The organism is Anaerobacillus alkalidiazotrophicus (assembly GCF_001866055.1).
The window spans coordinates 190,375-216,211 of record NZ_MLQS01000030.1 but is presented as its reverse complement, the minus strand read 5'-3'; the positions used below and the strand labels follow the sequence as shown (position 1 = coordinate 216,211).

Sequence of the window (25,837 nt, the reverse complement as noted above, 5' to 3'; positions counted from 1 at the left end):
AAATTCTATATCGAAATCACTTTATTATGACATTCAATATCTAATACAGCGTTTAACAATCTCTTTGAATATTCATGTTTAATATTAGATAATTCATGAATTTCTTCAACTCGTTCAACAACCCTTCCATCCTTCAAAAACATCACTCGATCACATATATAAGTAATGGCAGTTAAATCATGCGTTATAAATACATATGATAATTTATATTCTTGCTTTAATTCGATAAGTAGATCTAGAATTTGTTTCTGAATTGAAACATCTAAAGAACTTATCGCTTCATCCAATACTATAAATTTTGGATTTGTAGCTATCGCTCGAGCAATACATACGCGTTGTAGCTGACCTCCACTTAACTCATGGGGATACCTATGTAAATAAGTTATACTCAGCCCGACTTTATCTAGTAATGTTGTAATTTTTTTAATTAATTGTTGCTTATCAGGCTTACTGATGATACATAATGGTTCAGCAATTATATCAAAAACTGTAAATCTAGGATTTACCGAAGAAGTGTAGTCTTGAAAAACAACACTTAGATCCCTTCTCATCTTCACTTGTTCTTTATATGATTTAAACTTAAATATATCTTTCCCTTCAAGATAGACATTACCGGTACTTGGCTTTTCAAGACCGATGATGATTTTTCCAAGTGTACTTTTCCCACTACCACTCTCTCCAATAATTCCCAAACATTCACCTTCATTTAATTCAAATGAAACTTCTGATAAAACGTCAATTTTCGTTTTTTTAAATAGTATATTAGATTCTTTTGGATAGCTTTTATAAATATCTTTAACTTCCAGTAGCATTAATTTTAGACTCCTCTATATATCCTCTATTCAATACTTGATGATACCTTTTCATCATGGCTATTTTCGTATGAATTAAGTATTTTGTATGCTCATGTTGTGGGTTTGTAAAAATGTTTTTTAACTCTCCATATTCAACCATCTGACCACCGTTTAATACAAGTACATGATCTGCTAACTTTGAAATTACTCCTAGATCATGAGAAATGATAATTATCGAAGTATTAAAATGCTTTCGAACATTTATAAGTTCATTAATAACCTCGAATTGTGTAATAGAGTCTAATGCAGTAGTAGGTTCATCTGCAATAATTAACTTTGGTTTCAAGGCAATTGCAATCCCGATCATCACTCTTTGTAACATTCCACCGCTTAATTGATGTGGATATTTTTCTAAAAGGTTTTGAGGGTTTTTTAATTTCATTTTCTCTAATGTATTAATAGCTATTGTCAATGCTTCTTTTTTTGAGATGGAAACATGTTCTCTTAATGTTTCAATAATTTGATTTCCAATCGTGTATAAAGGATTAAATGCTGTCATTGGATTTTGTAGTATCATACCTATTTCCTTTCCCCTTACACGTCTCAAATCTTCTTTATTCATACTCAACAAGCTACGACCATTAAAATGAGCTTCGCCTTGAACATGAAAGCTCTGATCCAATAACCCCATAATTGCTTTACAAGTCATACTTTTTCCACTTCCACTCTCTCCGACAATCCCTAGGCAAGAGTTTTCTTTTAAATCAAATGATATATTATTAATAATACGATTTATTTGTTTATCTCTTTTTAATTCTACGGTTAAATTTTCAATCTTTAGTAGATTATTCATGATTAAGAAACCCCTTCCTACGCATCTTTTGGATCTAGCACATCCCTTAAACTATCACCTAAATAATTAAATGCTGCAACAACTACTAAAATCGCTATACCAGGAGCTAACATTTGCGTGGGGTGACTCATTAAGACATTTCTAGCTTCACTTAACATACTTCCCCATTCTGCTGTAGGTGGTTGAACTCCTAAACCTAAAAAAGAGAGCGCAGAAATGTTAAGAATTACCCAACCTGTATCCAAGGTTGCAAGTATGATAATTTGCGAAAGACTACTAGGTAGTATGTGTTTCGCAAGAATAAATGGTGTACTCGTTCCTACTGCTTTTGAGTAAAGGATATAATTACTTTCACTTGCTTTTAAAACGATGCCACGGATCATTCTCGTATACCAAGCCCATTTAACGATAATATTAGCTACTATAACATTAAAAATCCCAGGTCCTAACATACCAACAATCGCCAATATCATCACTTGACTAGGAAACGAAAGCATCACATCACAAATCCGCATCAATATTTCATCAATTTTCCCTTTAAAGTAACCAGAAATAATACCTAAAACCACACCAATAAAAATAGTTGCTAACATGGTTAGTAATGCTAGGAAAATAGTTGTTCTTACACCAAAAATTAATCTAGATAAAATACATCTCCCTAAGTGATCTGTACCTAACGGATAGTTTAAGGACGGCTTTGCAAATTTATTAATTATATTTACTAGATTTGGATCGTTAACGACTATAAGTGGTGCAAAAACACCAACAAATATGGTGATGATCAATAAAGTCAGACAGATCAAAGCTATTTTATCTTTTACTAGCTTTTTCAGAAGATGAATCATTTTGCATCGATTCCTTTCCTCATTCTCGGATCAATATAATAATTAATAATATCCACAACGAGATTACAGATAATAAAGATAAAAGCCATCATAAGTATATAGGCTTGAATGACCGGATAATCCCTATTAAAAATTGCTGAAATACAGAGCATACCAATACCAGGCCACGCAAAAATACTTTCGATAACAAACGTACCAGCAATGAGTTGTGCAATACTCATACCAAATGCTGTAATACAGGAATGGATTGAATTTTTTAGGATATGTTTTAAAACAATACTCCTCTGCCTTAATCCGCGAACATTTGCATATAATACATAGTTCTCCCTCATATTTTCAAGCATATTATTTCTAATCAAACGAATATATATAGAAATATATGTTAATGACAAAGTGATAGATGGAAGAATCAAATGTTTAATATCTCCTTTACCACTTGTCGGTAGAAGATTTAACTTTACTGAAAATAACCAAATTAACAGTAAACCAATCCAATAATTAGGCATTGCCGTCCCAATAAAAACAATGCTTCTAACACCTTTGTCAAACAAACTATCTTTATAAACTGCGCTAAGAACACCTATTGGAATACTGATAATGATAATAATTACTAAAGAAGCAAGTGCGAGCTGTATTGTTGCCGGTAGGACTCTAAGGAGTTCATCTAAAACAGGCTTCTTACTAATATAAGAATTCCCAAAATCAAGTTGCACGCTTTTTCTTAACCAATTATAATACCTTACAAAAAAAGGATCATCAAGTCCAAGCTCTGCCCTTGTAATCTCAATAGCTTCTGGAGTAGCGACTGCATCATTTACCCTTATCGCAACTTCAGCAGGGTCAGAGGGAACGATGTTTATTAAGATAAATGCTAAAAAAGTTATAGCAAAAATAATAGGGATGATCGAAACTATTCTCTTAATTATATAGTTTTTCATTTTTTCATATTGTCTCCTACTTTTTTATCTGAGTGTTTTAAATACACGTAAAGTCAAACTTTCGCAAAGCAAAAGTTTGACTTTTTGTGTTTTTTCTAATTTCACCCTAACTCCAACTCAAATTATGGAAATCGAAATTTAGGTAACCTTATAACTCTACATGAATGTTAGATATAATCTTTATATAACTCACATTCAGAAATAAACATTAAATGCACCAAGAGTTCTACTCCCCAAAATACATTTTTTCAAATGGGATTTCAAATTGAGAAGGATTGAATGTTACATTTTTTAAATCTTGCCTAAAAACTGCTCTATTTCTTTCATAAGTAAGCGGAATGTAAACAGCCTCTTCATGCAGTGTCGTTAGTATATAAGTATACAGTTCCTGCCTTTCTTCTTCATCCGTTGCTATTAGAGCATTCGTTATACTCTCATCAATTTGTGGCTTTTGTTCAAGCCCTTGCTGTGCATAATAATCTCCGTATACAGGAAGCTTCATACCAGCTAAAAAGGACTGTGGATCATAAGGTGTGCCCCATGAAATATCAAAAATAATATCAAAATTACCTGCTTTTTGTCTGTCTCTATAAGATTGTTCTTCTTCTCCAATTATCTCTAGCCCAATACCGATAGAAGCTAATTCACTTTGCATAAATTCTCCAATCGATTTTTCAGCCACTGCATCATTGTTATAGTGCAATTGAAGTTGTAAAACTTCTCCATCTTTTTGTCTCAACGATTGCCCCTCTACTTTTTCCCAACCTGCTTCTTCTAATAACTGCTCTGCTATCTCTTTATCGAACGCATATGGCTTTAGATCAATATTTGCGTAAGGTACGGTTTTAGCAAGTAATGTATCGGCAGGTGCTTCACTTCCGTTGAATATTCCTTCAGAAATCGCTTCTTTACTTACTGCATGTTGTAAAGCCTTTCTAACGTTTACATCATTTAAAATTGAATTTGTTGTGTTAAGTAGGATTATTCTGGACGAAATCGGTTCTGACATAATCGTTTCAAAATTTGAATTTCCTTCTAACATCGTAAATGACTCTGCATCAATCATATTTTTTCCATAAATCATGTCAATTTCACCGTTTTGCAATGCCATTACCCTCGTTTGATTATCAGGAATTACTTTTACAGTAATCTTTTCAATAGTAGGTTTTTCTCCCCAATAATCTTCATTAACAGAAAATACAGCATATTCATCTTGTTTATTTTCTGTAAGAACATATGGACCTGTACCAAAATACTCACTAACACCATCTTTTGTCGTTCCATCAATCATTGCATTTGGAGAAATAAATCTGAAAGGTCTTGTTACCGCTAACTCTGTCAACATAGGGTAATAAGGTTCACTCATTACAATTTGTAATGTATATTCATCAACGATTTCTACTTTTTCCATAAGCCTTACTAACTCTAACCAACCGTGTCTTTCGATGTTATCTAATATCGCATCAATATTTGCTTTTGCAGCATCTGCATTGAATTTTTCTCCGTCATGGAACGTTACATCCTTTCTTAGAAAAAACGTATACTCTTTACCATCTTCGCTAATTTTCCAACGCTCAGCCAACCATGGTTCTATTCCATTTTCCGTAACTTTAACTAAAGATTCATACAGCATATTTTGCGCGTAAAGCTCCCCACCGTACAAATGCGGATTTAAATCACGAATATCTCTAAAGTTAGCAAAAATCAACTCATTTTTTACTTCTTCTGTTGAAATATTATTTTTATTTTCTTCCTGCTCTTTACTAGCTTCATTACTAGAAGATTGGCATCCTACAACAAATAAACTTAAACATAATAAAGCTAATAAAATAACAATGGTCGATAATCTTTTTTTCATATTGTTCAGTTCCCCTCTTAAATTAAGTTTTCATATTTCGTAAATTTAATAGAAATAATAAGAAAATGACACTTCCAAAAAAGGTAGACTAAGGTTTAATTAAGCTATTTGATCAAAAAATATGTAGTTAACACCATTCCTACGTTAGTAAACAATAATGATAATCATTTTCATATAAGTCTAAAGAGATTATATGAAATAGTAAATATTGGTGTCAATGAACAATTTGTGAAAAATTCACTTTTGAACTTCTATAACATGGCCAATACTATGTTATAATACGTAAGTTAATTTGAATGAATAAGTAGGTGTATACGTATGTATGATGTGGTAGTAATTGGTGGTGGACCATCTGGTCTTATGGCTGCAATTTCTGCTAGTGAACACGGAGCAAAAGTAATCCTTATAGATAAAGGAGATAAACTTGGTCGTAAGCTCGCTATTTCTGGTGGGGGGCGTTGTAATGTCACGAATCGAATGGATGAAAAAGAACTAATAGCACATATACCAGGGAATGGACGATTTATGTATAGTCCTTTTTCTGTCTTTAACAATGAAGATATTATAAATTTTTTCGAAAAACTAGGGATTAAATTAAAAGAAGAAGACCGAGGTCGAATGTTTCCAGTAAGTGACAAAGCGAGTACGGTGGTGGAGAGTTTATTAGAAAAATTACGAAATTTAAAGGTCCAAATATTTACAAACACACCAGTAAAAGATGTTCTTTATGAAGATGGAAGAGTGAATGCTATAAAGTTGAACAATGGTAAGATACTTTCAACAAAGTCTGTAATTATCGCCGTTGGTGGGAAAAGTGTACCTCATACAGGAAGCACTGGTGACGGCTATCCGTGGGCTCGGAAAGCCGGACACACGATAACGGACCTCTTTCCCACCGAAGTTCCAATAACTTCAAACGAAATTTTTATTAAAAATAAACTGTTACAAGGTTTGTCTTTACGTGACGTTCGTTTGTCTGTGATTAACCCTAAAGGCAAAACAATCATCCATCACGACGGTGACATGATCTTTACTCACTTCGGTATATCTGGACCAATTTCACTACGCTGTAGCCAATATGTGGTGAAAGCGTTGAAGAAATTTTCTGCTGATTACATTAACATGAGTCTTGACCTTTTTCCTCAAAAATCAGCGGAAGATATCTTTCAAGAAATTAATGCAATTGCTAAACAATCAGAAAAAAAATCGATTAAAAACAGTTTAAAAGGATATATTCCAGAACGCTTACTTCACTTTTACTTAGAAAAAACTGGGATTGATGGTAACTCAACATTTGCTAATGTTTCGAACGATGCGCTTCGTCAATTGTCCAAATTAATAAAAGGCTTCACCTTTACTGTAAATGGAACATTACCATTAGAAAAAGCTTTTGTAACTGGTGGGGGGGTTTCAGTTAAAGAAGTAAATCCGAAAACAATGGAATCAAAACTTATGAATGGACTATTTTTTTGTGGAGAGGTGTTAGATATCCACGGGTATACTGGTGGATATAATATAACCGTTGCCTTTTCCACAGGTTATACAGCTGGCAAAGGAGCTGCGGAAAGTAGTTTAGAATAAGCATATACAATGAAAATTGACATACTTGAAAAACATGAAAACCGACTACCAAAAGTGGTAGTCGGTTTTCTATTAGTTAGCCACAAAATTGACAAGCTTATTAGGTACTGCAATGACTTTACGAATTGTTTTTCCCTCAAGTTCTTCTTGAATTTTTTCATCATTCTTAGCCAATTGCTCCATATCTTCTCGGCTAGCATCTTTTGGAATAGAGATCTTGGCTTTTAATTTTCCATTTACTTGAACAACAATTTCAATTTCCGCTTCTACAAGCATATTCTCATCATATGTTGGCCAAGACTCATAACTAATTGTGGAAGTATAACCCAATTTCTCCCATAGTTCTTCACCAAGATGTGGCGCCACTGGAGAAAGCAGCTTCACAAAACCTTCCATTAACGTTTTTGGTAATTCCTTTTGCTTATATGCATCGTTAATAAATACCATAAGTTGTGAAATTCCTACGTTAAATCGTAAACCAGCAAAGTCATCAGAAACTTTTTTCACAGTTTGGTGATACATACGTTGGAAACTTTCAGATCCTTCGACATCACTAATTGCCGGGTTCAATTTTCCTTCATCAGTAATAAATAGGCGCCAAATTCTATCTAAGAAACGCCTTGCACCATCCAAGCCATTTTCACTCCAAGCAATTGAAGCATCTAGTGGTCCCATGAACATTTCATATAAACGAAGTGTGTCAGCACCATGACTTGAAACAATATCATCTGGATTGACAACATTTCCTTTTGACTTACTCATTTTTTCATTATTTTCACCTAAAATCATACCTTGGTTATACAGCTTTTGGAATGGTTCTTTTGTAGGGACAACCCCAATATCGTAAAGAACTTTGTGCCAAAAACGTGCATAAAGAAGATGAAGAACTGCATGCTCAGCGCCACCAATATAAATGTCGATTGGGAGCCATTTTTTTAATTTTTCTGGATCAGCAAGCGCTTCTGTATTATGTGGGTCAATAAAACGAAGATAATACCAGCAGCTCCCTGCCCATTGCGGCATTGTATTCGTTTCACGACGACCTTTCAACCCTGTTTCTGGATCTATTACATGTAACCACTCTTTAGCATTTGCTAGTGGAGACTCTCCAGTTCCTGATGGTTTAATTTCATCCATTTCTGGTAGGGCTAATGGAAGTTCACTTTCTGGAACGGCCTTCATCGTACCATCTTCTAGATGAATAACTGGAATAGGCTCACCCCAATAACGTTGGCGGCTAAATAACCAGTCCCGCAAGCGATACGTTACTTTCTTCGTTCCTTTACCTTCCGCTTCAAGCCATTCGATCATTTTTCCAATCGCTTGTTTTTTATTTAATCCATTTAAGAAATCGGAATTTACAAGAGTTCCATCTCCTGTAAAGGCTTCTTCTTCTACATTTCCACCAGAAACAACCTCGATAATTGGTAACTCAAACGTACGTGCAAATTCATAATCACGCTCATCATGTGCTGGAACAGCCATGATCGCTCCTGAACCATATGTAGATAATACGTAGTCGGCAATCCATATCGGTAACTTAGCACCATTTACAGGATTAATCGCATATGCCCCTGTAAAAACACCTGTTTTTTCTTTTGAAAGTTCAGTTCGCTCTAAGTCGCTTTTTGTTGAAACTTTCTTTTTATATGCTTCAACTTCATCTTTTTGTTCTGCAGTTGTTATTTTGTCTACTAATTTATGTTCTGGCGCAAAAACTGCATATGTTGCTCCAAACAACGTATCAGGTCTCGTTGTAAAAACGGTAAATTCCTGATCGTGATCCTCTATTGCAAAATTTATTTCCGCACCTTCAGATCGACCAATCCAATTGCGCTGCATATCTTTAATGCTTTCAGGCCAATCAAGTTCCTCTAAATCTTCTAACAAACGATCCGCATATGCCGTGATCTTTAACATCCACTGCTTCATTGGGCGTCGTTCAACCGGATGCCCACCACGCTCACTTTTTCCATCAATAACTTCTTCGTTTGCAAGAACTGTCCCTAATGCAGGGCACCAGTTTACAGGTACTTCATCTACATAAGCTAGTCCTTTATTAAATAACTGAAGAAAAATCCATTGCGTCCATTTATAATAATTAGGGTCAGTTGTATTCACTTCACGATCCCAATCATAAGAAAAGCCTAATGATTTAATTTGACGTCGGAAATTATCAATATTTGTTTGTGTAAACTCATTTGGGTGTTTCCCTGTATCTAATGCAAATTGCTCTGCTGGTAAACCGAAAGCATCCCACCCCATTGGATGAAGAACGTTATAGCCTTGCATTCGTTTCATTCTAGATAAGATATCAGTTGCTGTATACCCTTCAGGATGCCCTACGTGAAGTCCTGCTCCTGATGGATATGGAAACATATCTAGCGCATAAAATTTTTCTTTTGTTTCATCTTCTTCTGTTTTGTACGTTTTGTTTTCTTCCCAGAGATTTTGCCACTTCTTTTCTATCTCTTGATGTGAAAATGACATTATACTACCTCCTTATTTTTTCTGAATTTTTGTTAAAAATTTTAATTCTAACTATGTAAATAAAATGATAACTTAAAATTAAAGAATATAAACATTAAGCCAATGGTTATATATCAATTATTAGCTTGCTTCTTAATTTCCTAAAAGTATTAAAAAACCTCCCACCACTAACGTAATCGTTAGGGACGAGAGGTTAATAAGCATAATTATTCCCGCGGTACCACCCAAATTAGTGTTGGATACACTCACTTCTTTTACACCTTAACGCGGATTAACGACAAGAACTACTAAGGTTCACTCTTGCAACTAATAGGCGAGTTCATGGTTCTCTATGATTGACTTGCACCAACCGTCAATTCTCTAATACAAGAGGTTCCACTACTACTCCTCATCATTGTATTTCACTGGTTTGTTATTTAATTTAACATCATAGTTTGTATTGTATTAATTTGTCGATTGGTTGTCAATACAATATTAAAATTGTTGACAATTTTTTTTCACTTTATACAACGGAAAGGTTTTTACATCATTTAGTAGTTAAAGGTAGTGTGCCGCACACTAAATTTTTGATCATTGCACTCGGTTGTGCGCCATTACACTTAATTTCTGATCGATCCGCTACGTTTTTTGGACGTTTCTCTTCAGTTGTGTACGATCTTACTTACATTCTCTGGAATCCACTTGTTTCAGCACGGTCCCTATGATTTGTGTGCAATCATAACCTCCTGCTCAACAGTTGGTTTAAGTTGGCGATCATACAAATATGTGCTTATAAATCCAACAGAAAAAAGGAGCATTAAGCTGTATAATAACACTTGCATCCCAAATAGATCTGCAATTACCCCACCCAAAAATGGTCCAATCATTCTACCACCAGTACCAATACTATTTACGACGCCTTGATAAAAACCTTCTTTCCCTTTAGGTGCTAGTTGATGAGCGATCGTAGGTACAGCTGGCCAAACAAACATTTCTCCTATCGTTAAAATAACCATTGCTACAACAAATATGATAAAAACTTCCGCCTGTGCCAATACAAAAAATGAAAGCATAAATACAGCTAAACCAAAATAAATTTGTCCCTTTAAAGTATGGAACCATCTTTTAATCAAAGTACTAATAACAGGTTGTCCCAACACGATTAAAGCTCCGTTAACAGTCCAAATTAAACTATATTGTTCAATACTAATACCTAGCGCTTGTGTATGAACAGATATCGTTGAGGCCCACTGTACATAAGCAATCCAACAAATAATAAACCCAACACAAAGAATTAATAAAGCCTTAAATTTAGCTTTATTCTCAACTATCATTCTTTGATCTAATATACTCGTTTGTCCTCTCGAACTTACATCAGCTTTCATATTCTTAAATCCAATAGAAGCAATAAAAAAGAAAATTATATACATAATACCGTTTGCTAAAAAAACATAATCAAATCTAAAGGATGCAACTAAACCACCTAAAGCCGCACCAGTAGCTACACCAACATTTTGCGCTACATAAAGTGAGTTAAATGCCTTTCTCCCCCCTTCAGGCCATACAGAACCCGCCATTGCGTACATAGATGGGTATGTAATCCCTGAACCTAAACCTAAGCCAATTAATAAAACAACATAATAACTCCAACTATGAAAAAATACCAATGTAAATGCGCTAACCACTGTAATGGAAATTCCAAATAAAATGGTTTTATAGCCACCTATTCGATCGAACAATCTTCCACCAATTAAATTACCGATAACACCTGCTCCTGCATTAGCCATTAAGACTAATCCTGCAATACTGAGCGACTTACCTAATTCTTGATGAATATAAATCGTATTTAGTGGCCATAAAAAAGAAGCGCCAGTTACATTTATTACCATTCCGATAATTAGTAACCATAACGCCTTTGGCATACTTATCTCTACCTCTCTCTTATTTCGATTCTCTAAAGGAATTGTATGTCATTTTATTATATTTGGCAACGATATTTTCAGGAAAACTTCATATATTTTATCTGTCCAAAACCAATCTTAATTTTCGAAATTTCCTTTCGATAAACTTAATTTTTGCTCCTTTTGAGTTATATTTTAATGGGCATCTTCTGTTTTCTCCTCAATCCTAAAACTATAATTCTAGTATAATAAAGCTAAAAAGTGGAGAAAGCGTTTAGGGGGCGGGTTAAGACAAGTTGGTATTCTAGGTGCAGCTGGATTTGTAGCACTAACAAAAATGGTTGATCGTTTGGCAATTGACCATGAGAATGCTAAAATACTTGCAGACGGTTTGGACAAACACCCTTTTATTTCTGTCATTAATAAGGTTGAAACAAATATTGTCTTAATTGATATTACAAAAACAGGAAAGCGATCAGACAAATTTATTGAAGCACTAAAACAAGTAGGGATTCTTGCAGTACCTTTTGGACCAAAAACCATTCGATTTACAACTCATTATGATGTAAGTAAAGAAAATATTAAAGAAACGGTAAATAAAGTTTTGAATTTAAAATAATATAGAGATTTCTATCACAACTTAAATTTATTATTCTCGCTACTAAGACACTATATCTAGTTACGTTGAACAGTCGTAACAAATATGGTTTTAGTAGTTATAAAATTCACTATCTATTTTAACGAAAGAAAGGAACAACTATGAAATCTATCGATCAACAAGTGCCTATTATGTTTGGAGACAAACGCTACCATTCATGGAACTTCCATCTTCGCCAACAATTTGGCGAAAAAATATTTAAAATACCGTTAGATGCAGGATTTGATTGCCCTAACCGTGACGGACGTGTCGCTAGTGGTGGTTGTACATTTTGTAGTGAGCGAGGCTCCGGAGATTTTGCTGGTGACCGAAAAGATGATCTCGTTACACAATTCAATACAATTAAAGAAAAAATGCATAAAAAATGGCCAACTGGTAAATACCTTGGGTACTTTCAAGCTTATACGAACACTTATGCTCCAGTGGAAGAACTAAGAGAAATGTATGAAGTCATTTTACAACAAGATGATGTTGTAGGTCTTTCAATCGCTACAAGACCCGATTGCCTTCCAGACGATGTTGTTGAATATTTGGGAGAGTTAAATAAACGAACATACTTATGGGTAGAGTTAGGTTTACAAACCGTTCACCAACGAACAGCAGACTTAATCAACCGAGCCCATGATTATCAAACGTATGTTGATGGTGTAGAAAAATTAAGAAAGCACAACATTCGTATTTGTTCCCATATTATTAACGGGCTTCCTCTTGAAAATTATGAGATGATGATGGAAACAGCTAAAGAAGTTGCAAAACTTGACGTTCAAGGAATCAAAATTCACCTACTTCATCTTTTACGAAAAACTGCGATGGTTAAGCAATACGAAAAAGGCTTACTTGAATTTATGGATTTACCTACGTACATTAACCTTGTATGTGATCAGCTAGAAGTACTCCCACCCGAAATGGTCATTCACCGGTTGACAGGTGATGGTCCAAGCGATTTAATGATAGGTCCGATGTGGAGTTTAAACAAATGGGAAGTACTCAATGCTATTGATGCCGAATTAAAAAAACGCAATAGTTGGCAAGGTAAATATTTTCAAAGGGGTTAAGAATAAATGAAAGTTCTAGGTGTTCTACCATTTGCAAGAAAACTCATTAGCAATGCTGTTCAACAAGGGAATATTGTTATCGATGGAACTACTGGCAATGGACATGACACGTTATATTTAGCAAACCTTGTTGGTGAGCTAGGTCATGTTTACGGATTTGATATTCAAGAGGCTGCGATAAATAAAACAAAACAACGATTAACAGAACATAATTGCCTTTCCGGAGTAACGCTTTTTCAGAAGGGCCATGAAATGGTTAAAACAGTTATACCCGAAAAACATCATGGGGAAATTGCTTGTGCTATTTTTAACCTTGGTTACTTACCTGGTGGAAATAAAGAAATTGTAACAATCCCTGAAACGACAATAAAGGCTATCAGTGACATATTCTCTATGTTAAAAAAAGAAGGGATTATTGTCCTTGTGGTTTACCATGGACACAATGAAGGGAAAAAAGAAAAGGATGAACTCCTTCACTTTGTATCAAATATGGATCAAACAAAAGCTCACGTGTTAACTTATCAATTTTTAAACCAAAAAAATGATCCTCCTTTTATTATTGCTATCGAAAAAAGATAACAATAGCTCATTACCATATCGAATGAAAAGAGCGTCCAAGTGGACGCTCTTTTTTCCGTACCCTTATTTATCTGTGTTTAAACCATATTCTTCCCATAAAATATTTCATCCATTTCAGCTTTCAGTCGTTCTTCAATTTCCCTTACTTCTTTTGGCTCTAGTTTCTCTTTTTTATACCCGAATAAATAATTATTTAAGTCAAATTTTTTCAACTTACACTTCGTATGGAAAATATTTTCTGGATAAACGTTAACATCGATCATATCATATAGCTTTTTAATTTCATCTGGTATGTAATTTTGGATTGAATTAATCTCATGATCAATAAACAATTTCTGACCACTAATATCTCTTGTAAATCCACGAACGCGGTAATCCATTGTCATAACATCCGTTTCAAAAGAATGAATTAAATAATTTAAAGCTTTTAACGGAGAGATTTCTCCACATGTAGCAACATCAATATCTGCTCTAAATGTACTTATTCCTTCACTTGGATGATATTCAGGATATGTATGAACAGTGATATGACTTTTATCTAACTGCATCGTAACGGCAGTAGGTAAAGGTCCTGGCGATTCTTCATAGGATTCCGTAGGCACTTCTACAACAGGCCCCTCAGACACAAGCATTGTAACACTAGCCCCTTGAGGAACGTAGTCTTGTTTCGCAATATTTAATACATGGGCGCCAATGATTTCTGAAACATGACTAAGAGTTTTAGTTAAGCTATCAGCACTATATTGTTCATCTATGTACGCGATATAAGCTTCCCGCTCTTCCTTTGTCTTTGTAAAACAAATGTCATACATATTAAAACTTAGAGACTTTGTTAAATTATTAAATCCGTGTAAAGTTATTCGCTGTTCTGGAGTAAGTTTCACAGTAAATTTCCCCTTATCAGTAATATTGATATTCTCAAATCCCCAGCTAAGAATCATGTCATCTTTTTTATTATCTTACCCATTCTTTTAAATAAAAAACGGGTCAATTCATAATGAACATAGAATATCTTCATTTCCTAACTGAAGAGGGATAATTTACTATTTTTTTAATCTTCGATAAATCCATCCATTAATAAAGAAGAACAATGTAGAGCTACCACCTACACGAATTAATCGCTTCGATATTTCCTTCACCTGCTTTTGACTTCTTACCTTTTCATCTGCTAAATATATAGCCATCAAACCTTTATTGATGAAGTAATGAAATTGTTGATGTGGTAAATTATTAATACTTTTGTCTGCCTCAACTGCAAAATGTTCAAGACGATTAAGTAATTCTTTCTCATCCTCATAGTAAAAACAAAAGTTTAAATCGCCACCTATCCGATCTTCTTCCTGGTCGATAAAATAATCTAACATAATATGCAATCCTTGCACCCAAGGAAAATAACTTTCTTTAACAGAAATTGCATCTTTTTTTGAGAAATTAGGTTTTGTTGCATAAGAAGTTAGACAAAAAATTCCTAACGTCGAACCTGCACAAGCGGAAAATTCATACCAAGCCATAGCGGGTAATTTATCTTTATGACTATTAAACCATTTTTCTAACCGTGGAACTCTATCTTCTTTTTTCACATGCTTATGGATTTGTAAATCACAATAATATTTAGCGAGTTCTATATTACATGGATAAATATTCTCATAAGCCGGTAACGTAGAAATAACATCTTGACAGGCCATAACTAATTCATGTAAATAGCCACCATCATCTTTTTCTTCTCGGTGCCGATAATAATCTTCTAAAACAGCTCCTGGCGTTAATGCATGGAGCATTGAATTATGCAATGCTTCAAAATCATTTGGATCTAATGAGGTACTACGATCACATAGATTATCTAAATAATCACTTATAGTTTGATAGGCTACGATAAAACGAATGACTTTATCTATTTCTTCCTCTGCTAAAAGACCGTAAATGCTTCCCCCCTCACAATGAAATGTCTTAGTCTCAATACTTGCTAATGCTTGTTTGCGAAGTTCAGGATTTGGAATATTGTTTGCTTTTTCTTTCCACTCATTTAAATAATAATGAACTCTTGGCAAGACTTCTTTATAAATTTTTATCATCATTGATAATGGTTTTTTCGGGATACTCATTTTACTTTGATTTCCTCCTTAAAAAGCTACCGAATTTATTTTAAATGCATCTCGGTAAATGTCTTTGTTACACGAAACACTTTTTCCTTTTCTGGTTCATTAAACACTTCGTGGTAAAGTCCTGGCCATTCTTTATAATATTTTTCTGTATTTTTTAGTTGATTGAACCACTGAATTACCACGCTTTTATCTACGATCAAATCATTACCACCTTGTAAGACAAGTACGGGGACATTAGGAAAATTACTAACTTCATGAAGACTACTTTCCATTGCATTTGTTAATTCGAAATACCAACGAACAGATACCTTTTTAACAAGATGAGGATCATTATCATCTCGTTGTATCATTTCTTTACACCGAGTACCTTCTGCTAAATTTGTTGGAAGTCGAAATTTCGGGTAAATTTTATGTATGAGATAAGCACTACAATGTTTTAGTCTTGAAGGTGGATTAGTCAGACCTAAGCATGGTGAGGATAAAATAACCGCACAAACATTAAATTTCTTTTTTATCATCGTTTGTATTAGCACTAACCCTCCCATACTATGGCCAAGTATGAAAATGGGTAGATGAAATTGCACAGCACGTTCATACCATTTTTCAACGGTATCAATATACTCAGAAAATGAATGTATATGGCCTTGACTTATGGGATTTACTCCGTGTCCTGGTAAATCCCCCATAACTACGTGAAATCCACTATTATTCAGCTTTTCAATTAACCATTTATAGCGTACATGATATTCATTAGCGCCATGGACAATAACAAATACTCCCTTTGCTTCTTTTGCCTCCCACTCCCACATCTATTCCCTTCCCCCTTTAAATTTATTTCGCAATTAAAACAATGAAATTATTTATTTAGTTTAAATTAGAATCCGCTTAATAAACGTACGTTGAATTCTTTTTTGGTGAAACAATTCAATAAGCTGGTAGTTTAACGAGTGTTATTTCTACTTATCTACGTTTTTTTGCTTCTCTTATGTTTTTAGGTAGGGATAGTACCCTCCTAAAATAGGTTTAAAACCTATTTATAAATATTATACTAACTAAAAAATAACATAAACGAAAGAGAAAACTAAGTGAAGATATAGTAAAAGAAATGACGATTTTAAGAATAAAAATAGCCTAGGGAATATAAACCCTAAGCTATTTTTATTCTTATTTTATTATAACAGGTCTAATTCCCCAAATGTCTGTAGCATATTCTCCTATTGTCCGGTCACTTGAAAACTTTCCGGAATGGGCAATATTAACAATTGATTTTTTTACCCAATCCTTTTGATCTCGGTAAGTTAGATCGACCTTCTGATGAGTTTCTACATAATTATCAAAGTCTTTCAGTACGAAATATTCGTCATTGTTTGATAGAATGTGGTAATAAATATCTTTAAACTCAACTTTATCATTCCCACAAAATCCATCCATTAGTTGGTCAAGGACTGTACGTACTCTTGGATCATTATTATAAATCGACCTTGCTACATAACCACCATGACTATAATAATTTAATACTTCTTCAGATGTTAACCCAAAAATAAAGATATTGTCTCTTCCTACCATATCACATATTTCTACGTTAGCACCGTCAAGGGTTCCTATCGTTAATGCTCCATTCATCATGAATTTCATATTACCTGTACCTGATGCTTCTTTACTGGCTGTGGAAATTTGCTCACTTACATCTGCTGCTGGAATAATTTTCTCCGCAATTGAAACACCATAATTTTCAAGAAATACTACCTTAAGTTTGCCTTGAATATGTGGATCGTTATTCACAACATTAGCAACAGTATTTATAAGCTTAATAATTTCTTTTGCAAAGAAATAACTTGGTGCTGCTTTAGCCCCAAAAATAAATGTTCTCGGAACTATGTCTAAGTTGGGATTTTCCCTTAATAAATTATAAAGCTCCATAATATGAAATACATTAAGCAACTGCCGTTTATATGCATGAAGTCTTTTTACCTGAACGTCGAAAATGGAATGCTCGTCCACCACTATGCCAGTCTGAGCTTTTATATATTTTGCTAGAGCAATTTTATTATCAAGTTTAACTTGCGATACCTTTTCTTGAAAACTGGAATCATTGGCATATTTTAACAATCCAATTAAATCCCTTGGTTGCTTAATCCACCGTGTTCCAATTGCGTCTGTAATATGACTTGCAAGCTTCGGGTTAGCGCTCATTAACCAACGACGATGAGTAATTCCATTCGTTTTATTATTAAATTTCTCAGGATATACTTGATAAAAATTATTCATCTCTCGTTCTTTTAATATGTCTGTGTGTAGCTTTGCTACTCCATTTACGCTAAATGAACCAACGATCGCTAAATGGGCCATTCTGACTTGTTCATCCGCAATAATTGCCAGTTCTGAGATTCTATTATATTCACCTGGATATTTGAGCCAAAGATCACGACAAAATCTTTCATTAATCTCTTCAACTATCATGTAGATACGTGGAAGTAGTTCTTTAAATAGACTTATAGGCCACTTTTCTAAAGCCTCGACTAATGTTGTGTGATTAGTATAAGCACACGTTTGTGTAGTGATCCGCCAAGCATCTTCCCAACTAAAGCCTTCCTCATCAATTAATATTCTCATCAGTTCGGGAACAATAAGGGCAGGATGAGTATCATTAATGTGTAAAACGATTTTTTCAGGTAAATCTCGTAAACTAGCTTTTATTTTACGTTTATAAGATTGAAGAATACTTTGTAAGCCAGCAGAAACTAAGAAATATTGTTGCTTTAAGCGAAGTTTCTTTCCTTCAAAATGAGAATCATCAGGATATAAAAATTCTGAAATAGTTTCTATAGAGCGTTTATAATTTAGAAATTTATAATAATTTTCACGATCAGATGTATACATATCGTATCCAGTAATGACTGGTTCGGCACTCCACAAACGTAACGTATTGACCGTATTATTATCAAAACCTACAATAGGGACATCGTACGGTACCGCTAAAACAGTTTCATAGTTCTTATGTTCAAATGTTAGTTCACCATTATCTTGGTTCATTTCTACATGACCACCAAAACGAACATGAACAGAACGGTCAGTACGACGTACTTCCCAGACATAATCTTCTTTTAACCAGTAGTCCGGTAACTCCAATTGATAACCGTCAACCAGCTTTTGTTCAAAGAGTCCGTATTTATACCGGATTCCACAACCATGACCTGGTAATTGTAGAGATGCAATTGAATCTAAGAAACACGCTGCCAAACGTCCAAGACCACCGTTTCCAAGTCCCGCATCATGTTCTTGTTCAACGATAGCATCAATATTAACTCCAAGATCATCAAGACCTTCTTTTACAATATTTAATATGTTTAAGTTAAGCATATTAGATTGTAGTAGTCTTCCAAGTAAAAACTCCATTGAAAAATAATAAACTTGTTTTTCCCCAGATTGCTGATAAGTTTTTATTGTATTAATCCAATTTTTACTTACGTAACTTCGGATCATAGTTCCTAGTGTATTGTATAAATTTATCGGTGAGGCCTCATCAAGAGTTTTGCTACTTGTATATTCTAGTGTTTCGATAAACTCTTTTTTAAAGACTTCTTTGTCACTAAACATATTAGATCTCTCCAAACTTACACCTCTACGGTTCACGCTATTATTAATACTCATTAGTTTACTCCTATTAGATTGTGATAAAGTTGATTGTATGCTTTTGCAGACCTGTTCCAACTATTATCAGACTTTGTCATGTTTTTTAATAAGGCTGTCCATAGTGAAGAATCATTGTAGATTGAAATTGCCCTATTAATAGTGAAAAGCATGTCATGCGCATTGTAATTCGAAAAACTAAATCCATTCCCTTGTAAACTCTCTTCATCAAAAGGGGTAACAGTATCAACAAGTCCACCTGTTTCTCGGACAATTGGTGCACTTCCATAACGTAGAGCTATTAACTGACCGATACCACAAGGCTCAAATCTCGAAGGCATAAGAAACATATCACTAGCTGCATAAATTCTACGAGCAAATCCCTCGTTAAACGTAATGTGAGTTGACACTTTCTCCGGGTAGCGATAAGCTGCGTCACGGAAAAATTGCTCATACTCATAATCGCCAGTACCTAAAATTACAAATTGCACATCATTTTTCATTAGATCGTCAAAAATACTAGTGACAAGGTCAAGACCCTTTTGTTCTACTAGTCTTGTAACAATAGCTAGCATTGGAGTATCTGCAGACTGCGGAAGCCCAAGTTGCTCTTGTAATTGCAGCTTATTTTTTTGTTTTTTAACTTTCGAACTCCGATAAGGGAACGACAAATTTTCATCCTTCATTGGATCATATTCTGTGTAATCAAGTCCGTTAATAATTCCACATAAATCATTTGAGCGATCACGTAGTAACCCGTCTAGCTTTTCTCCATAATAAGGATCTTGTATTTCATTTGCATATGTTTCACTTACTGTCGTTAATACATCTGCATGGAATAGTGCACCTTTAAGGTAGTTTACACAACCATCAAACTCTACACCACCCATATGCTCGTCCCCTAAACCAAGTAACTCAGGTAGGACTTCTTTCGGGAAAATCCCCTGATATTTCAAGTTATGAACGGTAAACATAGTTTTAATCTCTTGATAGAAGGAATTATTTCTGTAATGTGTTTTTAAGAATAACGGAATTAGAGACGCCTGCCAATCATGGCAATGAATAACATCAGGTTGAAAATCAACTTGAGGAAGCATCTCTAATACCGCTCGGTTAAAATAAGCAAAGCGCTCACCATCGTCATAATACCCGTAAAGTCCTACTCGTTTAAAATAATATTCATTGTCAATGAAGTAATACGTGATGTCATCTTTTACGAGCACCTCTACACCTAAGAATTGATTTCGCCATCCTACTGGTGCACCTCCACTGTATATGTGTTCCATCTCGTTTTTAAAGTCCTGTGAGATTTTTTCATATTTTGGAAGTACGACGCGTACATCTACTCCTTCTTTTTGTAGTTCTTTTGGCAAAGCACCAACTACATCAGCCAATCCACCTGTCTTTATAAACGGGGTACACTCTGTAGCAACGAATAGGACTTTCATCATTAAACATCTCCTAACTTTATATTACTTTTCTTTTCGGAATAACAAACGGTAAATGTTCGTTCCCAATTAATCGCTTACCTTCTGATAATGAAACATCTTTATCAAGAATTACATTTTCCACAATTGAACCTTCCTTAATTTCACAACGTTGCATAATAATAGAATTTTTCACAACTGCACCTTTTTGAACAACAACTCCACGGAACAAAATACTATTTTCTACAGTACCTTCAATAAGGCAGCCGTTACCCACTAATGAATTTGATACATTAGCTCCTTGTAAATATTTCGCTGGCGGTTCATTTTTTACCTTTGTATAAATTGTTTGTTCTCCAAAAAATAACTTTCTATAATGTATAGGGTCTAGTAAACGTAAGCTATTTTTGTAGTAACTTTGAACTGAGTTAATCACTGAGTGAGTACCCTTATATTCAAAGGACTGGACATTTAAATTTTGAAGTTCTTTTACGATACAATCGTTAAAAAAGTGAGTCGCGCCGTGAGCAATACCGTATTCAAGCATCTGCAAAAGTACCTTCTTATTAATTAGGTACATGTTCATGTACACGTTATTGTTGTACTCTTCGTTTGTTACTTTTATTACTCGGCCTTCAGGAGTAACTTCAAGCTTCTGGCATTGCTTATGTTCCGGTTCTAACATATCTACTTTTTTATGAATGAGAGTCACATCAGCACCAGTTTTTACGTGTTGTTCATAGACTTCTTTGTAATCTATATTCCCTATATGTTGACTTCCAGAAATTAATACGTATTCTGCTTTACCTCGATAGAAATAATCTAGATTATTATGAAAATGCTGTAAATCACCTTTTGAAATATCAGTTGGATCATTCCAGTCTGGCGGTAGGATAAACAATCCACCGTATTTCATATCTAAATCCCATGCTTTACCCTTACCAAGATGATCCATGAGCGAACGATATTTGTGTCTTGTAAAAACAGCAATATCTATCATTCCAGAGTTTGTCATATTTGAAATGACAAAATCAATTAGACGGTACCTTCCACCAAATGGCACTGCTGCCCCGCAGCGAAAATACGTTAATTCGTTTAAAAACTCTTGCTCGTTATCTAGATTAATGACTCCCATAATCTCCATCTTTTAGACCCCCAATTTATACGTTAGTATGGACAGCAGCTTCTGCCGTAATGACACTATTTTCACCTATCAGCGTAATCTCTGATTCTCTCCCCGGTTCAGGGCGAATGATTACATCATCTTCAATGATCGTGTTTTCAGCGATAATCGCTTTTTCAATTACGACATTTTTACCAATTTTTACATTAGGCATAATGACAGAATCCTTAATACTACTTCCTTCTCCTACCTCGACTCCATAAAACAATATAGAGTGATCAATATTCCCATATACTAAGCAGCCCTCATTAATAAGACTCTGATTGACAGTTGAACTTCGTGAAATATATTGTGGTGGTTGGTTAGGGTTTACAGAATACATGCGCCAATTAGTATCATTTAAATTGAATTGTGGCTCATCAGCTAACAAATCCATGTTCGCTTCCCATAAGCTATCAACCGTACCTACATCTTTCCAATAACCTTCAAACTCATAAGCATATAAACGCTTTCCATCATTTAACATAGTAGGTAATAAATCCTTACCAAAATCATGACTTGATTCTAGTTTTTTTGCATCTTCCAATAGGTAACTTTTTAACAATTCCCAGTTAAAAATGTAAATACCCATGGAAGCTAAGTTACTTTTCGGTTCAGCTGGCTTTTCGTCAAAGGTATGAATCCGTAAATCGTCATTGGTATTTAATATACCAAAACGACTTGCTTCTTCCCAAGGTACTTGGATAACAGAAATTGTAACATCAGCCTCTTGTTCTTTATGGTATTTTAGCATTTTTGCATAATTCATCTTATAAATATGGTCTCCTGACAAAACAAGGACATATTTCGGATTATATTGTTCAATAAAATTAATATTTTGGTAGATTGCATCTGCCGTACCACTATACCAACCACCGCCACCTTGGGCTTGGAAAGGAGGAAGTACCGACACACCACCATGTTTACGGTCTAAACTCCAATCAGAGCCTATACCAATATAAGAGTTTAAAATAAGTGGTGAGTATTGGGTGAGAACGCCTACTGTATCAATCCCAGAATTCGTACAATTACTTAATGGAAAATCAATAATTCTATATTTACCACCAAAGTAAACAGCTGGTTTAGCTAAGTTTTTCGTTAACCGTCCTAGTCTTTTCCCTTCTCCCCCTGCTAGTAACATTGCGACGCACTCTTTTTTCATTTTCATTTCCATCTTGTTTGCCCCCCTTAGTTTTTGGTTTTACTTGTATGTTTGTTGGACGAAAAACAACGAATGATAACGGCGGAATTGTTACTTGTATCGAGTAAGGTTGATTATGCCAATTTTCATCAATTGCTTTTCTAATACCTTCATTCTTTTGACCCGATCCGCCAAACTCCATACTATCGCTATTAAACTCTTCAACGTAATCAGCATAGAATGGAACACCAATTTTATAATCATGGTAAACGACAGGTGTAAAATTGCATAAAATGATTAATTGTTCATTTTCCTTATGTCCTTTCCTAATAAAAGAAACAATACTTTGTTCGTAATTATTTGGATCAATCCATTGAAAACCTTGATGTTCATGATCCTGCTCCCAAAAAGCTGGTTCATTCAAGTAAAACTTATTCAATTGATTTACAAATTTTTGCATCTTTCCATGCATTTCATATCCAAGTATTTCCCAATCTAAGTCTTCAAGGTCCTTCCATTCAGAAAATTGACCGAATTCACTACCCATAAACAATAGCTTCTTACCTGGATGCGCAGCCATATATCCATAAAATGCTCTTAAATTAGCAAACTTTTGCCAATAATCTCCTGGCATTTTGTTTAATAAAGATTTTTTTCCATGAACTACTTCATCGTGAGACATTGGTAAAAGGAAATTCTCTGAATAGGCATAAAAGAACGAGAAAGTAATGAGATTATGGTGAAACTTTCGATAAATCGGATCCATTTCCATGTATTTAAGCATGTCATTCATCCAACCCATGTTCCACTTAAAGTTAAAACCTAGCCCTCCTAAATACGTTGGTCCGCTAACATTCGGCCATGCTGTTGATTCTTCGGCCATCATTAAAGCATTAGGATAATAATGGAAAACCGTTTCGTTTAATTTTCTAATAAATGAAATGGCTTCTAAGTTTTCATAACCACCATATATATTTCTAACATCTACATCATCATCACTTTTTCCGTGATTATAATAAAGCATACTAGAAACAGCATCTACTCGAAGTCCATCAATATGAAATAAATCCATCCAAAACAGAGCGTTAGAAATTAAAAATGACTGAACTTCTGGTCTTCCAAAATCAAACGTAAGTGTACCCCATTCTTTTTTCTCAGCTTTATGTATATCTTCATATTCAAAAACAGGACCACCATCAAAAAGTCGAAGGCCGTGAGCATCTTTACAAAAATGCCCTGGTACCCAATCAAGAATGACACCAATACCTTTTTGATGACACATATCAACGAAATATTTAAAATCATCCAGTGTACCAAAACGACTAGTCACTGAATAATATCCAGTTAATTGGTAACCCCATGAACGGTCATACGGATGCTCATTGATAGGTAAAATTTCAATATGAGTGTAGCCCATCTCACTCACATAATCGACAAGTTCATGTGCAAGCTCTCGATATGTTAAAAACTCACCTTCTTCGTTTAACTTCCATGAACCTAAATGAACTTCATAAATTAGGAGAGCTTCCTCATAAACGTTTCTTTCCATCTTCTTTTGTTGCCATTCATCATCATTCCACTTATATCCTCTTAGAGAAGTTACTTTCGAGGCAGTATTTGGTCGTAATTCGGAGTAAAAAGCGTATGGATCTGACTTTTGAAATACCTCACCTGATTTTGCTAGAATTTCGTACTTATACAAATCTCCCTCTTTAAGACCTGGTATAAACATCGTCCAAATTCCATTGTCGGTTATTTTTTCCATTTTATGTTCATAACCATTCCAATGATTAAAACTGCCCACTACTCTTACTTCGACAGCATTAGGAGCCCACACCGTAAAGCGGACACCCTTTTCCCCTTTCTCTTTAGAAATGTGCGCACCCATAAAATTGTAACTATGAAACAAATTACCTTGATGAAATAAATAAAGGTCGTGATCACTAAGTTTTATATCTGTCATTATCTTCTCCCCTACACTTTTTACTTTTGATACTAGATTTAATATGACTTTATCCGAGCAGAAAAAAACATTTTATTAATGGACTCTTACGAACATTGAAATCCACTTATACAAAATTAGGTATTTATGTATTTTTTCGACACCTTTGAGACAAAATCCTTTTTAAAATAACTAGTTTCACTAAATTTATTGTAAATAAATCTACTAGCAAAGTGTTACTAATTTCTTACAACAAATTATTTGTTTTATCGCACAAAATCGATATTTTTCTGAATTGTATTCGTTTTTTTGACATAAAAATTCATATTTCGATCTTTTTCACAGTGAAAAGGTGCCAAGAAGTGCGAAATAATAACAAGAAAAATACATATGTTTTTTTCCCGAACGAAAGACCCTTAACGGAAGTCACGTTGTTTTTTCCAGAAAACGGGAGAAAAACGTTACAAATAGGTATATTTTTCCTGTTTATAACATTAATTCTCTAGGCTCTGTTAAATTTTATTGTTGATAATTATGAAAAATGAAAAGGAACCACTATAGGTTCCTTTTATGACAGTATTTTGTTTTTGATGGAAGTAGGATTTGTGGTGTAAAGAATATAAGTCTTTGTCTTCGTCTTAATTACTAATCTATCGGTGGTTCCATATGGTGTGCCAATCCTAATAGCTTCTTTTTCCTCACCACCATACGTATCGTCTAAAGATACATCGATAATTTCAGATGTAGGAATTTCCACCTTCGATAACTGCCACTTAATAATAACTATGCCATTAGATTTTTTTACATTTATACCCAACATAAACTTCAACTCCTTATAGCCAAAATAAATAATACAATTAGTTCTAAATACATATACGGTATTACATTGATAAAGTTTCGTT

General features: G+C 34.3%; 19 protein-coding genes, 1 pseudogene and 1 other annotated feature. Of the genes and pseudogenes, 4 read left to right on the top strand and 16 right to left on the bottom strand.

Translation table 11 applies throughout. The features are described 5' to 3' along the window. Window positions 1-5: 5 nt before the first annotated feature. The 5 genes from BKP45_RS17105 to nikA all read right to left on the bottom strand — a co-directional run bounded on the left by BKP45_RS17105 (window position 6) and on the right by nikA (window position 5,288). A complete protein-coding gene (locus BKP45_RS17105) occupies window positions 6-812 on the bottom strand; it encodes an ABC transporter ATP-binding protein (protein WP_071389804.1) in 807 nt (268 codons plus the stop codon). Beyond that, window positions 796-1,647: an ABC transporter ATP-binding protein gene (locus tag BKP45_RS17100; RefSeq protein ID WP_071389803.1), complete on the bottom strand. Its 852-nt coding sequence runs from the start codon at window positions 1,645-1,647 to the stop codon at window positions 796-798. The genes BKP45_RS17105 and BKP45_RS17100 overlap by 17 nt, the downstream gene beginning before the upstream one ends. A 17-nt stretch (window positions 1,648-1,664) precedes the next feature. Next, on the bottom strand, window positions 1,665-2,492 hold the full coding sequence (gene opp1C / locus BKP45_RS17095; protein ID WP_071389802.1) for a nickel/cobalt ABC transporter permease: 828 nt from the start codon (window positions 2,490-2,492) through the stop codon (window positions 1,665-1,667). Beyond that, window positions 2,489-3,430 (bottom strand): nickel/cobalt ABC transporter permease, encoded by a 942-nt coding sequence (gene opp1B, locus BKP45_RS17090; protein WP_071389801.1) that lies wholly within the window; start codon window positions 3,428-3,430, stop codon window positions 2,489-2,491. The genes opp1C and opp1B overlap by 4 nt, the downstream gene beginning before the upstream one ends. Before the next feature lie 226 nt (window positions 3,431-3,656). Further along, on the bottom strand, window positions 3,657-5,288 hold the full coding sequence (nikA, locus tag BKP45_RS17085; RefSeq protein ID WP_071389800.1) for a nickel ABC transporter substrate-binding protein: 1,632 nt from the start codon (window positions 5,286-5,288) through the stop codon (window positions 3,657-3,659). Between the two features lie 318 nt (window positions 5,289-5,606). Between nikA and BKP45_RS17080 the strand changes: the two genes are divergently transcribed. Further along, window positions 5,607-6,869 (top strand): BaiN/RdsA family NAD(P)/FAD-dependent oxidoreductase, encoded by a 1,263-nt coding sequence (locus BKP45_RS17080; RefSeq protein ID WP_071389799.1) that lies wholly within the window; start codon window positions 5,607-5,609, stop codon window positions 6,867-6,869. A gap of 72 nt (window positions 6,870-6,941) precedes the next feature. Here BKP45_RS17080 and leuS read toward each other — a convergent pair whose 3' ends face one another. Then, complete coding sequence (leuS, locus tag BKP45_RS17075; protein ID WP_071389798.1) at window positions 6,942-9,359, bottom strand: leucine--tRNA ligase; 2,418 nt, start codon at window positions 9,357-9,359, stop codon at window positions 6,942-6,944. Between the two features lie 178 nt (window positions 9,360-9,537). Then, window positions 9,538-9,763 (bottom strand) — a binding site (T-box leader). Window positions 9,764-10,057: 294 nt separating this feature from the next. Continuing rightward, window positions 10,058-11,260 (bottom strand): MDR family MFS transporter, encoded by a 1,203-nt coding sequence (locus BKP45_RS17070; RefSeq protein WP_071389797.1) that lies wholly within the window; start codon window positions 11,258-11,260, stop codon window positions 10,058-10,060. Window positions 11,261-11,501: 241 nt separating this feature from the next. Here BKP45_RS17070 and BKP45_RS17065 point away from each other — a divergent pair. The 3 genes and pseudogenes from BKP45_RS17065 to BKP45_RS17055 form a co-directional block, all read left to right on the top strand. Then, a pseudogene (locus BKP45_RS17065) lies at window positions 11,502-11,858 on the top strand (beta-eliminating lyase-related protein); the annotation flags it as partial. A 140-nt stretch (window positions 11,859-11,998) separates the two neighbouring features. Beyond that, a complete protein-coding gene (locus BKP45_RS17060) occupies window positions 11,999-12,952 on the top strand; it encodes a TIGR01212 family radical SAM protein (protein ID WP_139193814.1) in 954 nt (317 codons plus the stop codon). 6 nt (window positions 12,953-12,958) lie between these two features. Next, on the top strand, window positions 12,959-13,531 hold the full coding sequence (locus BKP45_RS17055; RefSeq protein ID WP_071389795.1) for a class I SAM-dependent methyltransferase: 573 nt from the start codon (window positions 12,959-12,961) through the stop codon (window positions 13,529-13,531). Between the two features lie 77 nt (window positions 13,532-13,608). Here the strand turns inward: BKP45_RS17055 and speD are convergent, their stop codons facing one another. The 9 genes from speD to BKP45_RS17010 all read right to left on the bottom strand — a co-directional run bounded on the left by speD (window position 13,609) and on the right by BKP45_RS17010 (window position 25,755). Then, window positions 13,609-14,415, bottom strand: a complete 807-nt coding sequence (gene speD, locus BKP45_RS17050; protein ID WP_071389794.1) for an adenosylmethionine decarboxylase — start codon at window positions 14,413-14,415, stop codon at window positions 13,609-13,611. A gap of 159 nt (window positions 14,416-14,574) precedes the next feature. Continuing rightward, window positions 14,575-15,633: a tetraprenyl-beta-curcumene synthase family protein gene (locus tag BKP45_RS17045; protein WP_071389793.1), complete on the bottom strand. Its 1,059-nt coding sequence runs from the start codon at window positions 15,631-15,633 to the stop codon at window positions 14,575-14,577. 35 nt (window positions 15,634-15,668) lie between these two features. After that, on the bottom strand, window positions 15,669-16,442 hold the full coding sequence (locus BKP45_RS17040; RefSeq protein WP_071389792.1) for an alpha/beta fold hydrolase: 774 nt from the start codon (window positions 16,440-16,442) through the stop codon (window positions 15,669-15,671). A gap of 355 nt (window positions 16,443-16,797) precedes the next feature. Next, entirely contained in the window at window positions 16,798-19,230 is a 2,433-nt protein-coding gene (locus BKP45_RS17035; protein ID WP_071390145.1) for a glycogen/starch/alpha-glucan phosphorylase, read from the bottom strand. A 53-nt stretch (window positions 19,231-19,283) separates the two neighbouring features. Then, the gene (glgA, locus tag BKP45_RS17030) at window positions 19,284-20,711 is read right to left on the bottom strand and encodes a glycogen synthase GlgA (protein ID WP_084787917.1); all 1,428 of its coding nucleotides are present in this window, start codon (window positions 20,709-20,711) and stop codon (window positions 19,284-19,286) included. A gap of 19 nt (window positions 20,712-20,730) precedes the next feature. Further along, window positions 20,731-21,834, bottom strand: a complete 1,104-nt coding sequence (gene glgD, locus BKP45_RS17025; RefSeq protein ID WP_071389790.1) for a glucose-1-phosphate adenylyltransferase subunit GlgD — start codon at window positions 21,832-21,834, stop codon at window positions 20,731-20,733. 16 nt (window positions 21,835-21,850) lie between these two features. Next, window positions 21,851-23,020, bottom strand: a complete 1,170-nt coding sequence (locus tag BKP45_RS17020; RefSeq protein WP_071390144.1) for a glucose-1-phosphate adenylyltransferase — start codon at window positions 23,018-23,020, stop codon at window positions 21,851-21,853. Next, a complete protein-coding gene (glgB, locus tag BKP45_RS17015; RefSeq protein WP_071389789.1) occupies window positions 22,935-24,956 on the bottom strand; it encodes a 1,4-alpha-glucan branching protein GlgB in 2,022 nt (673 codons plus the stop codon). Before glgB ends, BKP45_RS17020 begins: the two co-directional genes overlap by 86 nt. Window positions 24,957-25,503: 547 nt before the next feature. Continuing rightward, a complete protein-coding gene (locus tag BKP45_RS17010) occupies window positions 25,504-25,755 on the bottom strand; it encodes a SunI/YnzG family protein (RefSeq protein ID WP_071389788.1) in 252 nt (83 codons plus the stop codon). Window positions 25,756-25,837 lie beyond the last annotated feature (82 nt).

Excerpts from the sequence above, each read along its gene's own strand:
- BKP45_RS17100 (WP_071389803.1), bottom strand. The coding sequence starts at position 1,647 with ATGAATAATCTACTAAAGATTGAAAATTTAACCGTAGAATTAAAAAGA.
- glgD (WP_071389790.1), bottom strand. The coding sequence starts at position 21,834 with ATGGAGATTATGGGAGTCATTAATCTAGATAACGAGCAAGAGTTTTTA.
- BKP45_RS17020 (WP_071390144.1), bottom strand. The coding sequence starts at position 23,020 with ATGAAAATGAAAAAAGAGTGCGTCGCAATGTTACTAGCAGGGGGAGAA.
- BKP45_RS17035 (WP_071390145.1), bottom strand. The coding sequence starts at position 19,230 with ATGTTTAGTGACAAAGAAGTCTTTAAAAAAGAGTTTATCGAAACACTA.
- opp1C (WP_071389802.1), bottom strand. The coding sequence starts at position 2,492 with ATGATTCATCTTCTGAAAAAGCTAGTAAAAGATAAAATAGCTTTGATC.
- glgA (WP_084787917.1), bottom strand. The coding sequence starts at position 20,711 with ATGAAAGTCCTATTCGTTGCTACAGAGTGTACCCCGTTTATAAAGACA.
- opp1B (WP_071389801.1), bottom strand. The coding sequence starts at position 3,430 with ATGAAAAACTATATAATTAAGAGAATAGTTTCGATCATCCCTATTATT.
- BKP45_RS17080 (WP_071389799.1), top strand. The coding sequence starts at position 5,607 with ATGTATGATGTGGTAGTAATTGGTGGTGGACCATCTGGTCTTATGGCT.
- BKP45_RS17040 (WP_071389792.1), bottom strand. The coding sequence starts at position 16,442 with ATGTGGGAGTGGGAGGCAAAAGAAGCAAAGGGAGTATTTGTTATTGTC.
- BKP45_RS17010 (WP_071389788.1), bottom strand. The coding sequence starts at position 25,755 with ATGTTGGGTATAAATGTAAAAAAATCTAATGGCATAGTTATTATTAAG.
- BKP45_RS17105 (WP_071389804.1), bottom strand. The coding sequence starts at position 812 with ATGCTACTGGAAGTTAAAGATATTTATAAAAGCTATCCAAAAGAATCT.
- leuS (WP_071389798.1), bottom strand. The coding sequence starts at position 9,359 with ATGTCATTTTCACATCAAGAGATAGAAAAGAAGTGGCAAAATCTCTGG.
- BKP45_RS17070 (WP_071389797.1), bottom strand. The coding sequence starts at position 11,260 with ATGCCAAAGGCGTTATGGTTACTAATTATCGGAATGGTAATAAATGTA.
- glgB (WP_071389789.1), bottom strand. The coding sequence starts at position 24,956 with ATGACAGATATAAAACTTAGTGATCACGACCTTTATTTATTTCATCAA.
- nikA (WP_071389800.1), bottom strand. The coding sequence starts at position 5,288 with ATGAAAAAAAGATTATCGACCATTGTTATTTTATTAGCTTTATTATGT.
- BKP45_RS17060 (WP_139193814.1), top strand. The coding sequence starts at position 11,999 with ATGAAATCTATCGATCAACAAGTGCCTATTATGTTTGGAGACAAACGC.
- BKP45_RS17045 (WP_071389793.1), bottom strand. The coding sequence starts at position 15,633 with ATGAGTATCCCGAAAAAACCATTATCAATGATGATAAAAATTTATAAA.
- BKP45_RS17055 (WP_071389795.1), top strand. The coding sequence starts at position 12,959 with ATGAAAGTTCTAGGTGTTCTACCATTTGCAAGAAAACTCATTAGCAAT.